Source organism: Hymenobacter sp. BT18, assembly GCF_012273015.1.
Lineage (GTDB): Bacteria > Bacteroidota > Bacteroidia > Cytophagales > Hymenobacteraceae > Hymenobacter > Hymenobacter lutimineralis.
Window position 1 is genome coordinate 2,407,670 of the sequence record NZ_CP050954.1, and the last position, 13,441, is coordinate 2,421,110.

Consider the following 13,441-nt stretch of genomic DNA (forward strand, 5'->3'; position numbering starts at 1 on the left):
GCGGGGGTGGATGTTTGTTTTGGGCCCGGAACGGGGCTAACCGACGGCGCGGCGCCTTCGTAGTAGTAGCTTCTAGGCCGGTCGTTTACTGGCTGTCGTTCACTGCTTAGACTTTAGCTGCTCGTAGTATGGCCAAGAAACCCGTAAATCCGAAAAAGAAGAAAGCTGACCCCGAGAAAAAAGCCCGGGTACATAAAGAACTGGAAGGCTTCGAAATCAAGGTAAACCCCCTGGGCGAAATCACCTCCAACTATTCCATCGAAGACATCAACCACTTTCTCAACCGCCACGTGCGCGACAAGAAGCTGGTGAACCGTGATGGGCAGTTTGGCGAGAAGAACGAAGACGACGCCTTCCCAGTAGAAGACGGCACGCGCGAACCCGAAGAGTCGGATGAGGACTTTATGCGCCGCACCAGTAAGGAGGCCCGCAAGAAAGGCTCCACCGTCGAAGATGAAGCCGTAGGCCCTACAGCCGCGGAGGAAACCGACTAGCACCAAAGCCTGTATTCTGGCTCTCAGACCATTCAGGTCACGCAGCGCCCCACTCTACTGCCCTCACGGGCCGTAAGGTGGGGCGCTGTTTTTAGCCGATGAAAAGCCCAAGTCAGCGGGTTCTACGCCGCATTTGCTATACTTAGGCTTTCAACGCTTACAGCTGCGCTTACTCCTTCTTTTTAAGCTATGATAAACTCTCACGACGTCGATTACAAGATTCTCGGCAACGACATTCAGGTGCTCGAAGTAGAGCTGGACCCCAACGAAACCGTCATTGCCGAAGCCGGCGCCATGGTGTACATGAGCGAGGCCATTGCCTTCGAAACCAAGATGGGCGACGGCTCGGAGCCCGACCAGGGCTTTATGGGCAAGCTCTTTTCGGCCGGCACACGCCTGATTACCGGCGAGTCGTTGTTTATGACGCACTTCACGCACCGCGGCGGCTACGGCAAAGCGCACGTGGCCTTTTCTGCGCCCTATCCCGGCACCATCATCCCGCTGGACCTGCGCATGCTCCCCCAAGGCCTCATTGTGCAGAAAGACGGATTCCTGGCTGCTGCCCGGGGCACTAAAATCAGCATCCACTTTAATCAGAAGCTAGGCGCCGGCTTTTTTGGGGGCGAAGGCTTCATCCTGCAAAAGCTCACCGGTGATGGCAGAGCCTTTATCCACGCCGGGGGCACCGTTATTGAAAAGCACCTGAACAACGAGTTATTACGCGTAGACACTGGCTGCGTAGTAGCCTTTGAGCCGGGTATCGACTTCAGCGTAGCCCGCGCCGGCGGACTCAAATCCATGATTTTTGGGGGCGAAGGGCTGCTGCTGGCCACCCTGCGCGGCACGGGTAGGGTGTGGCTACAATCGATGCCTGTGAAAAAGCTTATTCAGGCCCTGGCGCCCGGGGGCGGCAATGCCCAGAAAGAAAGCGGCAGCATCCTGGGCCGATTAGCGGGCGGGCTGCTGGACGAGTAAGCGCAACCGGGGCTTTGCAGACGTTGATGTTCGTTTGCAAAGCCCCGGCTGTGTTAGATTTCCGGCGGCGTGGCGTCGGGCCTTTGCTTGATTCCCTTGATAGGTACCGGGGAGGTTGCCTCTGAGTTTAGGGCTACCACAATCAGACTGCCTACTAGTATCAGCAACAATACCCCAAGCAATCCGAACAGCACCTTATTCGCCGTTTTGGATTTTTTTTTGCGGGGCAGCCGATACCGTTTCTTGTAGCGGCGCGGGCGGTGAGGGACAAGTTCTGACACAGTGCGGGCGGGGGTTGCGAGTAGGGTGACTAATATAGGATTTTCAGCTGATTTGCTCAAAATCAGCGGCTACCTGTCTACTCTCCTACCGCTTGCGCAGGCAAACCACCATCTCACCCTATTTTGCAGGTAGTGGCTCCCGGTGCTGTAATTGCCCCATTTTGTACCACGCCCGGGAGACAGGGGCACCGGTTTCGGCATATTCCTGCCAGGGACCAAACCAATAAAAATGGACGACGTCGCCCTCGCGCACAATTTGCGCCTGCCCTTTCTTGGCAATCTTTCCGTTGGGGTAGAATTCCTTTACAAGCAATCGGCCAGTTTTCCACCACCGATACCGCTCCTGCCGGGCTAAGCTGTTTTTTGGACTATAGTAACGCCAGCGGCCCACGGGCTTGCCGTGGCGGTAGCGCCCATCGGTGGCTAGTTGGGTGCTGGAGTCGTCGTAGAAGACGCGCCACCGCCCGTGCCGCTCCTTCTGCGCATCAAGCTGGTTGCGGGAAGCCCTGCCTCCTTTCATGGCTACCTGGGCCGTGTGGCAACTGCTAAGCAAGCCCGGCACAACGCTCAGCGCAATGCCTACAAGAGCAGCAGTATCGACCCAGCGAGGTAGTGCAAACTTGTTCATCGTGCTTCGGAATACAGAAGACTGAATTTACGCTGAATTGCTTAGCTGACGGAGAATATCCTCTACTACTTCCCGCGAATTACTCAGCCGGGGCACCTTGTGCTGTCCGCCTAACTTGCCTTTGCTGCCCAGCCACCGCTCGAAGGAGCCACTTGGTATGGTTTGCACGAGGGGCGGCGCCAGCGCTATATCCCGGTGGCGCTTGGCATCATAATCGGAGTTTACCTGCCGCAGGGTGGCGTCGAGGATCTGGGCAAACTGCAGTTCATCCTGCGGGGGCTTGATGAACTCGACCAGCCACTGGTGGCCCCCACGCGAAGCGCCATCGGCGGAGCTGAAGTACACCGGGGCGGCGGTGAAGTCCTGCACCAGGGCGCCCGTGGCAGCGCAGGCTGCTGCTAAGGCCGCGTCAGCGTTTTCGATGACTACTTCTTCTCCAAATGCATTGAGGAAGTGCTTGGTGCGCCCCGAAATGCGAATACGGTAAGGTGCCAGGCAAGTGAAGCGCACCGTATCCCCAATCTTGTAGCGCCACAGCCCGGCGTTGGTGCTGATGACCAAGGCGTAGTTGCGGCCCAGTTCTACGTCTTCCAGCAGTACTGTGCTTGGGTGTTCGGCCTCAAACTGGTCGGCGGGGATGAACTCGTAGTACACCCCGTGGTTGAGCAGCAGCAACAGGTCTTCGGAGTCGGGCTGATCCTGGAAGGCGAAGTAGCCTTCGGAGGCATTATAGATTTCGAGGTAGCGCATCTGCTCACTCGGAATCAGCTGGCGAAACAGCTCCCGGTAGGGTCCGAAGGCCACAGCTCCGTGCAGGAACAAGCGCAGATTAGGCCACACCTCCGTGATGTTGGTCGCGCCCGTCAGCTCTACCACCCGGCGTAGCAGCACAATCATCCAGGTAGGTACGCCCGCTAGCGTCGTGACATCAATATGCTGCACATGCTGGGCTATGCGCTCTATCTTTTCTTCCCACTCGTCCAGCAAGGCCAGCTCCAGCGGAGGCGTGCGCAGAAACTCGGCCCAGGCCGGCAGGTTCTGCATAATCACCGCCGACACGTCGCCTACGCGGGAGTCGGTGTGGGGGCGAAACGGGTTGCTGGTGTGGGTGCCGCCCAACGACAGCGTCTTGCCTGCCATAATATCAGCCTCCGGATACAGGCTGGTGGCCAGGGCGGCCATGTCGCGGCCGGCGCGGTAGTGGCACTCGTGCAGGCTCTGGCGCGACACGGGAATGTACTTGCTGCGGGCGTTGGTAGTGCCACTGCTCTTGGCAAACCACGTGGTGGCCCCGGGCCAGAGCACGTCGGTTTCGCCCTGCAGCATGCGCTCTAGGTACGGGTATAGCTGCTCGTAGGTGCTCACGGGTACGCGCCGGGCAAACTCCTGCCGGCTGGGCGCTTCGCCGTAGCCATACTCGCGCCCCCAGGTCGTGTCGCGGGCGGTGTAAAGCAGGCTCTCGAATACCTGCTGCTGGACCGGCAGGGGGTGCTGGCGAAAGTGGTCGATGCTGGCCAGGCGCCGTTGCACGGCCCACGTCAGGATGTTGCTAATCATCTACTCCCGCTGTTCAGGTGATAAGGTGGCAGCCCTCGTACGCAGCCCAAGGTAGCGGGTTGGCCTGCCAGCGCCCCGAATTCGGCCCAGGATACGCAAACGCCAGCTGGGCCGGGCACTAAATTTTGCGTTTGAACTCGAAGTGCTTGCCCAGGTACACACGGCGCACGGTTTCGTCGGCGGCCAGCTCTTCGGCCGTACCCGCTTTGAGCAGCTTGCCTTCGAAGAGCAGATAGGCCCGGTCCACGATGCTGAGCGTCTCATTGACGTTGTGGTCGGTTATCAGAATGCCAATGTTTTTGTGCTTGAGCTTGGCCACGATGCCCTGGATTTCTTCCACGGCAATGGGGTCTACGCCAGCAAAAGGTTCGTCGAGCAGCACAAACTTGGGGTTAACAGCCAGAGCCCGGGCTATTTCGGTGCGCCGCCGCTCGCCGCCGCTGAGTACCCGCCCCAGGTTTTTGCGCACGTGGGTAAGGCTAAACTCGTGCAGGAGCTCCTCTACTTTCGCCAGCTGCTCCTGCCGGGGCAGGTTGGTCATTTCCAGCACCGACAGGATGTTTTCCTCTACGCTCAGGTCGCGGAACACGGAAGCCTCCTGCGCCAGGTAGCCTACGCCCCGGCGGGCGCGCTGGAACATGGGCATGGTGGTAATATCTTCCTCATCCAGGAAGATGTGGCCCTCGTTGGGCTTCACCATGCCGACTATCATGTAAAAGCAGGTGGTTTTGCCGGCGCCGTTCGGGCCCAGCAGCCCCACAATCTCGCCTTGCTGCACCGTCACGCTCATGTCGTTGACGACGGTACGGGCCTTGTATTTCTTAATCAGATGCTCCGCTCTCAGAATCATAGGCTGCAAAGGTAGAAAGCCCACGCTTCTGCGCGGCTGCAGGCACTAACGCAGCAAGTAGGCTAGTGTTGGCCGCGCTACGCACCCGGCCGAAGAATCTGGTCGTGCAGGGCCCTTTGGGCTTCAGTAAGGGAAGGTAGTGGCTCAAGCAGGTGCTGTACTTCGGCATCCATTTCCCGGGGCAGCGCCTCGGTCTGCTGCTGGGTTTTGCCGCGGCGGTACACAATGCGCACCTTTTCATCGGCGGCCGGCTCGATGAGGGGACGTAGCAGCTGCTCGGCGTTTTCCAGGGTAACGGGGGTACTATTCACCTGCATAATCACGTCGTCGTTCTGCAGACCGAAGGCGTTGTACTCGGCGCGGGTCTGGGCCAGCACAAACTCCTGCTTGTCCTGGTCGTAGCGGAAGCCCAGCTCGCCGAAGGCTTTTACCGTCACCTGGGCCTTGGGAGCATAGCGCCAGCCGATCTTGGCGAAGTACTCGGTGAGCGGCAGCGGCTGGCTGCCTTGCACGTAATCGGTAAAAAATTGCTGAAGCTGGGGATGAGTTAGCTGCACGATTTCGGGAATAAGCTGCTCATCCTCAAACGGGCGGTCGGGGCCGTATTTCTGGCCCAGCTGCAGCAGCACGTCGCGCAAGTTCAGACGCCCCTGGGTAAGCTCCCGAATGCGGATATCGAGCAGAAAACCGATAAGGGCGCCCTTTTTGTACACGTTCTCATACATGTCCTTGTAGGGGTCGACGAGGATGTTGCGGCTCATGTCAGTGAAGGACACGGTGCGGTATTTCTGCATGTCCTCAATCTTGTGCTTCATCTCCTTGCGGAACACGTCTTCCTGCGTGAGGCCGCCCTGCAGCTGCACCAGGTGGGCAAAGTACTCCGTCACGCCCTCGTAGAGCCACAGGTGCTGCGACATTTTGGGGTTGCGAAAGTCGAACTCCCCTATCTCGCGGCTGTGGATGTTGAGCGGGGTGAGAATGTGCAGAAACTCGTGCGAGGCTACCTCCCGCACCAAGGAGCGGATGCGGGTAGCGTCGGCTATTTCGGGCAGGAAGTACACCGAGGAGTAGGAATGCTCCATGGCCCCAAATCCGCCGGCGGAGTTGACTACCGGTGAGCTGAAGGCCGGGAAATACATGATGAAGTGGTAGCGCGGCACCGGCATCCGGCCAAAAAACCGCGCCAGTGCATCGGCCATGGGCCGGATGGCCTCACTTACCTGCCCGGATTTCACCACTCCGTTCTCCGAAAACACCGACACGCTGATGCGGGCTCCGCCGGTGGTGAAGCTGGTGGTATCGGGGCGGCTGTACATGATGGGTGCATCGGCCAGCTGCACGTAGCTGCTAGCCTTAAATACATCCTGGTCGGGTGCCGGACTTTGTTTGCCCAGGGAAGTAGCCGCGTAAAGCTCGGCTGGCTTGCGGATGCTCACCTCGTAGGGCTGCATCTTGTAGCCTTCGAGGTAGCCGTAGAGGCCGTAGTGGTTGAGCACGAAGTTGCGGCCCGCATCAATGTTGGTGCCGCCGGGCTGGAACACAAAGTTCTTGTCCTTGGAGTCCCAAGTATCATCTACCAGGTACTCCAGCCGGTCGAGCTTGCGGGCCTTGTCAATCAGGAAAAGGTTGTTGCCCTGCCGGGTTGTCTTCAGCTTTTTTCCCTGGTCGTCGAAGGCCTGGAACTCGGTGATAAAGCGGCCGTAGTCTTTTTTGGAGTAAGAACCCGGCACCACGCTGGGCAGTACGTAGGTAGCCTGGTTTTCGCGCACGGCGGGCAGGCGCACCACCACGCGCACCCGGTCGTTCTGCACTTGCTGTAAATCAACGGAAATGCGGTACGTATCGGGGGCAGAGGTCTGAGCGAGGGTAGCAGTGGCCCAGGGCAGCAGACCCAGGAGCAGATAAACTGATTTCATAGGGCAATGGGCCACACTGAAACGCAGCCAGTAAACAAGGTAAGCATTGCACGCGAAACCCTAAGCACCCTGCACAAGCCGGCCTATAAGCGGGCCGCGGGCGCCAGCTATTCGTAGCTGGGTATCTGCTACCTTCAAGCCCATGGTCACTTTCAAAACCGTTAGCCGGTATGTGCTGGCTGTACTCTTCATCGGGGCAGGCGTCCTGCATTTTATAGCGCCGACTATGTTTGTCCGCATTGTGCCGCCTTACCTGCCGGCGCCCTACTTGCTGGTGTACCTGAGCGGAGCCGCTGAGTTGGCCGGGGGTCTGGGGCTGTTGCTTCCCGCCACCCGGCGCCTGGCGGCTTGGGGCTTAGTGGCGCTATTGGTAGCCGTGTTTCCGGCCAACGTGTACATGCTGCAAAGCCACGGCGCGGGCATGCCGGATCCGCTGTGGGCCCTGTGGCTGCGGCTGCCCCTGCAGGCGGTGCTCATTGCCTGGGCGTGGTGGCATACGCGGCCCTAAAGGCCACGCCGAGCACTACTCCCAGCAGATATCCTTCAGGCGCAGCTGCAACGACTTCACGCCCCGGTATTCGTTTAGCTCAATGGTATAGCACACGTTAAAAGGCCGGCCCTCCAGAATCTGCGGCAGGTAGTCGCCCAAGCCAAAGCCGATGGCATCTACCGTGTGGTGGCCATCCTGGGTGAGGGTAATCTTCAGGTGAGAATTGCCCACAATGCGCGCTGAGTCGGGCAGGGCGTATACTCCCCGCGACTCGAATACCGGGTTGGAGTTGCCCGGCCCGAAAGGCTCCATCTGGCATAGGAGCTTGTAAAAACCCGAGGTAATATCCGTCAGCTCCAGCTGCCCATCAATTTCCACCGGCGGAATCATCTGCTCGTCGGTGATGCGGGAGGAAACAACTTCTTCGAAGCGGCGCTGAAAGGCCGGTACGTTTTCGACGGGCAGGGTGAGGCCAGCGGCGTACATGTGGCCTCCGAACTGCTCCAACAAGTCGGAGCACTCCAGAATGGCCTGGTGCACATCGAACCCGACCACGGAGCGGGCCGAGCCCGTGGCCTTGCCGTTGCTTTGGGTGAGGATGATGGTGGGCCGGTAGTACTTATCGAGGCAACGCGAGGCCACAATGCCGATGACACCCTTGTGCCAGGTTTCGTTGTAGAGCACCGTGGAGCGGGCGTTGCGCAGACCGGCGTCGGCCTCAATCATCTCCAGGGCCTCCTTGGTGATGCGCGTATCGAAGCCGCGGCGCTCCTGGTTGGTTTTGTCGACCACGCCAGCTTTCTCAATGGCTTCTTCCTTGGTGCCCGCCAGCAGCATGGCTACGGCCCGCTTGGCGTCGCCCATGCGCCCAGCGGCGTTGATGCGGGGCGAAAATCCAAACACCAGGCTGCTGATGTTAAGCTGCGCCCCCGTCAGGCCAGCCAACTCTCGCAGGGCATCCAGCCCGGGCCGCTGGGGCCGCTGCACATCGTTGAGCAGGCGCAGGCCATGATATGCCAGCATGCGGTTTTCCCCGGTGATGGGCACGATATCAGCCGCAATGCTGACGACCAGCAAATCCAACAGGTCGTAGAGCGAGGCTTCGTCGTGGCCTAAATGGTGGCAAAAGGCCTGCATGAGCTTAAACCCTACCCCGCAGCCCGAAAGCTCCTTGAAGGGATATGGACAGTCAGCGCGCTTGGGGTCCAGCACGGCAACGGCCGCCGGCAGCTCATCCCCCGGCAAGTGGTGGTCGCAGATGATAAAGTCGATGCCCAACCGAGTAGCGTACGTTACCATCTCCACGGACTTCACGCCGCAGTCGAGGGCAATAATGAGCGAGAAGCCATGCTCGGCGGCGTACTCAATGCCGGTCTCGGAAACGCCGTAGCCTTCCTTGTAGCGGTCGGGGATATAGTACTCGACTTTCTCCGCTTCGAAGAACCCGCCCAGATACGAATACACCACCGCCACCGACGTGGTACCGTCCACGTCGTAGTCGCCCAGCACCAACACCTTTTCGCCGGTGTGGAGGGCCTGGAGCAGACGTTCTACGGCCCGGTCCATGTCGCGCATGAGCAGTGGGTCCGGCAGGTCGTCGAGGGAGGGTCGGAAATACGACCGGGCTTCCTCAAACGTGCATATCTCCCGCTGGCACAGCAATGCAATGATGGCCTCATTGACGCGCAAGGCGTCGGCCAGGTGCCGGACTTTCTCAGGGTCGGGCGCAGGCTTTCGGATCCAACGTTTCTGCATAGGGGCGGGAGACTGGGCCGGATGGCGGCTCTATCTTCAAAAGTAAGAAGAAAAGCGCAGGCTTCCTTGGCCCTTGCGGTACTGGTTGCAGCGGAAACGGTAGTTTTGTGCTGGCCCCCAGCCGCTTCCCGGTATGCAGAAACTCCGTGCCTTTTACGCGAAATACCGCCAGTACATCCTTTCCGATGGGCTTATGTACCTGGCCTTTTTTGTGGCGCTGGGCCTGATGTTTCTCTTCTTTTAGTTGACGGCATCACCGCGCAGCTTGCGGAAGCGTTTGCGCGCTTCGGCCACGTAAATGCTGCCCGGATACTTGATTATCACCTGGTTGTAGAGCTCCTGGGCTTTCTCCCGGTCATTGAGGTTTTCCTCCTGAATGCTGGCGGCCAAAAACAGGGCGTCGTCGCTCAGCACGTCGTACTTGGGGTTTTCAGTGATGCGTGCCAGGGTTTGCACAGCGCTGGCGTAGTCGGCTGTGCGGCGCTGGAGCTGAGCCTTTAGGTACCAGGCTTCATCCTGCAGGGCGTGGCCGGGGTACTTCTGCCCCAGCGCGTCGAGGCTGCGGATAGCTTCGGGTATCTTATTCTGAAACACCAGCAGCTCCGTGGCGGCGTAGTCGCGCAGGGCTATGCCGGCAGTGTCCATGGCCGTGTTATCGGTGATGAGCAAACTCAGCTGCATGGCGTCGTTGGCTATTTCGCGGCTGGTGGCTTCCTTCAGAATATCGAGGTGGCTCTGCGCCAGCTTGAAGTCGCCGGCGAAGTAGCTGAGGCGGGCGTTGCGAAGCTTAGCATCATACCCCAACGGTGAGTCCTTGTGGGTTTTCTCCACTTGGGAGTACAGCAAGGTTGCCTCCCAAGGCTCACCGCGCAGCAGGTACAAGTCGGCCAGGGTGAGCTTGGCGCGGTCCACGGTTTCAGCATTGGCGCGGGGCAGGCTGATGGCTTCCTGCAGCAGGGCCATGGCTTTGTCTTTTTCTCCCAGCTGAAAAGCGTGCAGCTCGGCCATGTTGCGCAGCACTTCGGCGCGGAAGGGCGAGGCAGCCCCAAACTCGGTGAGCAGCTGCTGGTATTCGGTGAGCAGCATGCGGATTTTAGCGGCGTCTACCGGGAAGGTATTGCGCACCTGCTCCTCGCGGGCGTGCAGCAGCAGCTGCCGGGCCATGGAGTAGTACTGCCCGCCCCGGTACTCCCGGCTCACGTACTCGTAGCCGGCAATGGCGCTTTCGTAGTCTTTGTTGCGCAGGGCAATGGCAGCAAGATCGAGAATGCGGCTGCCCTCGCTGCGGGTGCGCCGGTCGAGGGCACGAGCCTGCACCATGGCCCCGGCAAAATCCTTGCGCTGCACGTACAGCCATAAAAGCAACTCACTGTAGGCGCTTTGCTCGGGGTGCTGCTGCACGCTCGTGAGCAGCAGCTTTTCCAAGGCGTCAAAGTCTTTTTCTTCGCGCAGGCTATTCTGCAGCATGTTGCGCACAAACGGAAGCTGCCGCTCGTCCTGCTGCACCAGGCACAGGGTTTCGGCCATTAGCCGCTCAGTATTGGGCTGCCGCGTGTAGAGCTGAATCAGCTGCGGGGCGTATTCGGTATTGTTGCGGGCCAGCTCCCGGCCCCGCAGGTACACCTTTTCGGCCCACTCCAGCTGCTGATTTTCCTGAAAGTCGTTGGCTACAGCCAGCACCTGATCAGGCTTTACACCCGCTACTACCCGCTCGTACTGTTTGGCGGCCCCAGCTTTGTCGCCGCTAGTTTCGAGCACCCGGCCCAGCAGCACGCCCACCAGGGGGTCTTCGGGGCGGCGGCGCTGGGCTTTGCGGGCCAGCTTTTCAGCTTCTTTGAAATGGCGTAGCTCCTGCATGGTGCGCAGGTATTCAGGCAGCACGGTTCCATTCTGCTGCACGGCATCAGGCAGCTGGCCAAACAGCACTTCAGCCTTGGCATAGTCGCCTTTGCGGGCGTACTCGCGGGCCAGGGCTAGGTCTTCCGCATCAGCCCCGGATTGGGCCATTGCGGGCAGGCCACCAAGGGCCAGGGCTACGGCCACGCTGCTTACCAGCCGGCGCAGCCGGCAACGAAATATCATATTCATTTCTATCAAACGAAAAGCTCGGCACAGGGCTGCCACAGCCTACAACTTACACCCCTCTGAATTCATTTCACAGAACCCTAAAATCTACCCGGGCAGTGGTGGTTTCTAGGCAAACAAAAAGGGCCGCACCCCAAGGTACGGCCCTTTTATCTGGTTTTCTGGCAACGCTTAGAAGAAGCGCGGGCGGTTGTCCTCCACCTTGGCGTCCTTCTTCACGGCCTCGTAGATGGCGCCATCCAAGCGGGAAGAACGCTGCTGCACGAGCTGACGCTTGATAGCGGCTACGTCGATGGAGGCTTGCTCCTTGTTGATGTTTTCGAGCTGCACCACCAGTACGCCCTGCTCACCCTGGATGGGGGCCGACTTCTGGCCGGGCTTCAGGCCGAAGATTTTGCCCACGGCCAGGGGCTCGTTGCCAATGCCGGGAATCATGCCCGCGCCCATAGCAATGTTCTGGGCTTGGTTTACCTGGGCGCCGTTGCCGTAAGCGGCCTGCAGCTGCTCCAGCGTGCCGGTCTTGCCCTGCAGCTTGGCCATGATTTGCTTAGCCTTTTCCTCGTTGCGCACCAGTGCCGTGAGCTCGGGCTTGATGCTGGCCACATCGGCGGTGCCTTTCTCCCGAATGCCGGTTACCACAGCCAGCACATACTGGTCGCCGATTTCAAACACGTCGGATACGTCGCCTACCTCGGTCTTCTTGCCGTTGTTGTAGTACGACCAGCGTACCAGCTCGCGGGCACCCTGCAGGGTGTTTACGGCCAGGGCGCCTTTGTCGAGCCCTTTGGCTTCCTGCTTCTGCAGTGTCTTGTCGGCGGCTACGGCGGCCCGGAACGACTCCAGGTCGGTGGCCTTGCCTTTCAACTCCTGGGCTTTGGCGTAGGCCGTTTCGCGGGTGTTGTCGGAAGGAGCAATGCTTTTCTGTACGGCCGCTACTTGGTAGGTCTGGGTGGTCTTGGGCGCCGTTACTTTCAGGATGTGGTAGCCGAAGGAGGTTTCCACCAGGTTGGGCAGCAAGCCAGCCGAGGTAGCGCCGAATACTGCCTTCTCGAACTCGGGCACCATGCGGCCTTGGGTAAACCAGCCCAGGTCGCCGCCAGTAGCGGTAGTGCCATCGGAGCCGAACTGACGGGCCATAGCGGCGAAGTCAGCCCCGCCTTTGATTTTGTTCAGGATGTCCTGCGCTTTGGCTTTGGCGGCTGCCTTGGCTTCGGGCGTTTCGGCCGTAGGCTTGATGAGGATGTGGCTGGCGCGGGCAGCAGGCTGCGTGCCGGCTTTCTGCCCGGTTACTTTAAACAGGCTGTACGTGCCATTTTCAGCATAAGGGCCATATACTTTCCCGATGGTGAGGGGCAGGTTCTGGCGCAGCTTCTCGGGCAGGTCGGTGGGCGAGAGGTAACCGCCGTTGTAAGGAAACTCCGGGTCGGAGTTCAGCTTCACGAACAAGGAGTCGTTGGGGGCCGAGGCAAACTGCTGGGCCAGCTGGTTCACAGTGGTTTGCACCGCCGTGCTGTCTTCTACCGAGGCCGAAACGGGAATCGTCACGTACTCGATGTTGCGGCCTTCCTCTACTTTGTACTGATCCTTGTGCTTGTCGAGGTAAGCCTGCAACTGCTCGTTGCTCACCTTCACGGCCGAGTCCGAGATGGAGAAGTACGGCACCAGCAGGTAGCGGATGTTGGCGCGGGTGTTGATGTCCTCGGCGAAGCGCTTGGCCTCGGCCGTCGTCACGTAAGTGGAGAGCTTGATGAGGTTGTTGTACTTGGTGCCGAGGCGGTCGGGGCCCAGGTTGGCTTCAAACGCATACCAGGCTTCCTGCGCCTGGGGGGGCAGCTTATCGAGGTTCTTGAGGTACTCAATCACGCGGTTGCGGTCGAACTGGCCCGTCTTAGGATCAGTGAAGGCCTGGCGGATGCTGGGGTGGATATTTTTGCCCTGCACCATGTCCGTCAGCTCGTCGTCCGAAACTTTCAGACCCAGCTTGTCGAACTCCTTCTGGAAGGCGATGCGGTAGAGGATTTTGTTCCAGGCCTGGTCGCGCAGGTAGCCCATCGTGTTTTCGTCGGGCTGGCGCTGGTTCTGGGAGATGAAGGCCTGCTTGGTTTCCTCCAGCACGCGCTGGTACTCGTCGTACTCCACTTTTTCGCCGGCTACTTCGCCAACTACCGTGTCAGGACCGCCGAAGAGGCGGTTTTTGCCCCCTATAAGGTCGCCACCAACGATAAAGAGCAGCATCCCGATGGCAACCGTGCCGACTGCCCAGCCCGATTTTTCTCGGATTGTGTTAATTAATGCCATTTACTTGAAAAAAAGCGCGGTATGAAAAGTGGAAAGAGGCGCAAAATAACCAGAATCCGCCGGACATTCAAAGGGCTGGGCTCCGCACCCTTAGGATGCAGCGCCCAGCCCC

Annotated in this window: 10 protein-coding genes; 3 read left to right on the top strand and 7 right to left on the bottom strand. The window is 59.5% G+C overall.

The annotated features are described in order from the left end of the window. Window positions 1-128 precede the first annotated feature (128 nt). Together HER32_RS20165 and HER32_RS10140 are read left to right on the top strand one after the other, a co-directional pair. Complete coding sequence (locus HER32_RS20165; protein ID WP_197748831.1) at window positions 129-494, top strand: hypothetical protein; 366 nt, start codon at window positions 129-131, stop codon at window positions 492-494. Window positions 495-686: 192 nt separating this feature from the next. Continuing rightward, window positions 687-1,469: a TIGR00266 family protein gene (locus HER32_RS10140; protein WP_197748903.1), complete on the top strand. Its 783-nt coding sequence runs from the start codon at window positions 687-689 to the stop codon at window positions 1,467-1,469. A 399-nt stretch (window positions 1,470-1,868) separates the two neighbouring features. Here the strand turns inward: HER32_RS10140 and HER32_RS10145 are convergent, their stop codons facing one another. From HER32_RS10145 to HER32_RS10160, 4 genes are all read right to left on the bottom strand, one after another. Then, entirely contained in the window at window positions 1,869-2,378 is a 510-nt protein-coding gene (locus HER32_RS10145; protein ID WP_168681788.1) for a toxin-antitoxin system YwqK family antitoxin, read from the bottom strand. Between the two features lie 27 nt (window positions 2,379-2,405). Continuing rightward, window positions 2,406-3,935 (bottom strand): GH3 auxin-responsive promoter family protein, encoded by a 1,530-nt coding sequence (locus HER32_RS10150; RefSeq protein WP_168681789.1) that lies wholly within the window; start codon window positions 3,933-3,935, stop codon window positions 2,406-2,408. A 118-nt stretch (window positions 3,936-4,053) separates the two neighbouring features. Beyond that, on the bottom strand, window positions 4,054-4,785 hold the full coding sequence (lptB, locus tag HER32_RS10155; protein WP_149070319.1) for an LPS export ABC transporter ATP-binding protein: 732 nt from the start codon (window positions 4,783-4,785) through the stop codon (window positions 4,054-4,056). Window positions 4,786-4,862: 77 nt separating this feature from the next. Next, the gene (locus tag HER32_RS10160) at window positions 4,863-6,701 is read right to left on the bottom strand and encodes a peptidase M61 (protein WP_168681790.1); all 1,839 of its coding nucleotides are present in this window, start codon (window positions 6,699-6,701) and stop codon (window positions 4,863-4,865) included. A 142-nt stretch (window positions 6,702-6,843) separates the two neighbouring features. On the opposite strand from HER32_RS10160, the gene HER32_RS10165 reads away from it, so the two are divergent. Next, on the top strand, window positions 6,844-7,209 hold the full coding sequence (locus tag HER32_RS10165) for a DoxX family membrane protein (RefSeq protein WP_168681791.1): 366 nt from the start codon (window positions 6,844-6,846) through the stop codon (window positions 7,207-7,209). Between the two features lie 15 nt (window positions 7,210-7,224). Here HER32_RS10165 and recJ read toward each other — a convergent pair whose 3' ends face one another. From recJ to HER32_RS10180, 3 genes are all read right to left on the bottom strand, one after another. Further along, complete coding sequence (gene recJ, locus HER32_RS10170; protein WP_168681792.1) at window positions 7,225-8,946, bottom strand: single-stranded-DNA-specific exonuclease RecJ; 1,722 nt, start codon at window positions 8,944-8,946, stop codon at window positions 7,225-7,227. Window positions 8,947-9,186: 240 nt separating this feature from the next. After that, a complete protein-coding gene (locus HER32_RS10175) occupies window positions 9,187-11,028 on the bottom strand; it encodes a tetratricopeptide repeat protein (protein WP_232066223.1) in 1,842 nt (613 codons plus the stop codon). A 174-nt stretch (window positions 11,029-11,202) separates the two neighbouring features. Further along, window positions 11,203-13,329: a peptidylprolyl isomerase gene (locus HER32_RS10180; protein WP_168681793.1), complete on the bottom strand. Its 2,127-nt coding sequence runs from the start codon at window positions 13,327-13,329 to the stop codon at window positions 11,203-11,205. Window positions 13,330-13,441 lie beyond the last annotated feature (112 nt).

Coding starts and splice junctions, on each gene's coding strand:
- HER32_RS10165 (WP_168681791.1), top strand. CDS start 6,844: ATGGTCACTTTCAAAACCGTTAGCCGGTATGTGCTGGCTGTACTCTTC.
- HER32_RS10180 (WP_168681793.1), bottom strand. CDS start 13,329: ATGGCATTAATTAACACAATCCGAGAAAAATCGGGCTGGGCAGTCGGC.
- HER32_RS10145 (WP_168681788.1), bottom strand. CDS start 2,378: ATGAACAAGTTTGCACTACCTCGCTGGGTCGATACTGCTGCTCTTGTA.
- lptB (WP_149070319.1), bottom strand. CDS start 4,785: ATGATTCTGAGAGCGGAGCATCTGATTAAGAAATACAAGGCCCGTACC.
- HER32_RS20165 (WP_197748831.1), top strand. CDS start 129: ATGGCCAAGAAACCCGTAAATCCGAAAAAGAAGAAAGCTGACCCCGAG.
- HER32_RS10175 (WP_232066223.1), bottom strand. CDS start 11,028: ATGATATTTCGTTGCCGGCTGCGCCGGCTGGTAAGCAGCGTGGCCGTA.
- recJ (WP_168681792.1), bottom strand. CDS start 8,946: ATGCAGAAACGTTGGATCCGAAAGCCTGCGCCCGACCCTGAGAAAGTC.
- HER32_RS10160 (WP_168681790.1), bottom strand. CDS start 6,701: ATGAAATCAGTTTATCTGCTCCTGGGTCTGCTGCCCTGGGCCACTGCT.
- HER32_RS10150 (WP_168681789.1), bottom strand. CDS start 3,935: ATGATTAGCAACATCCTGACGTGGGCCGTGCAACGGCGCCTGGCCAGC.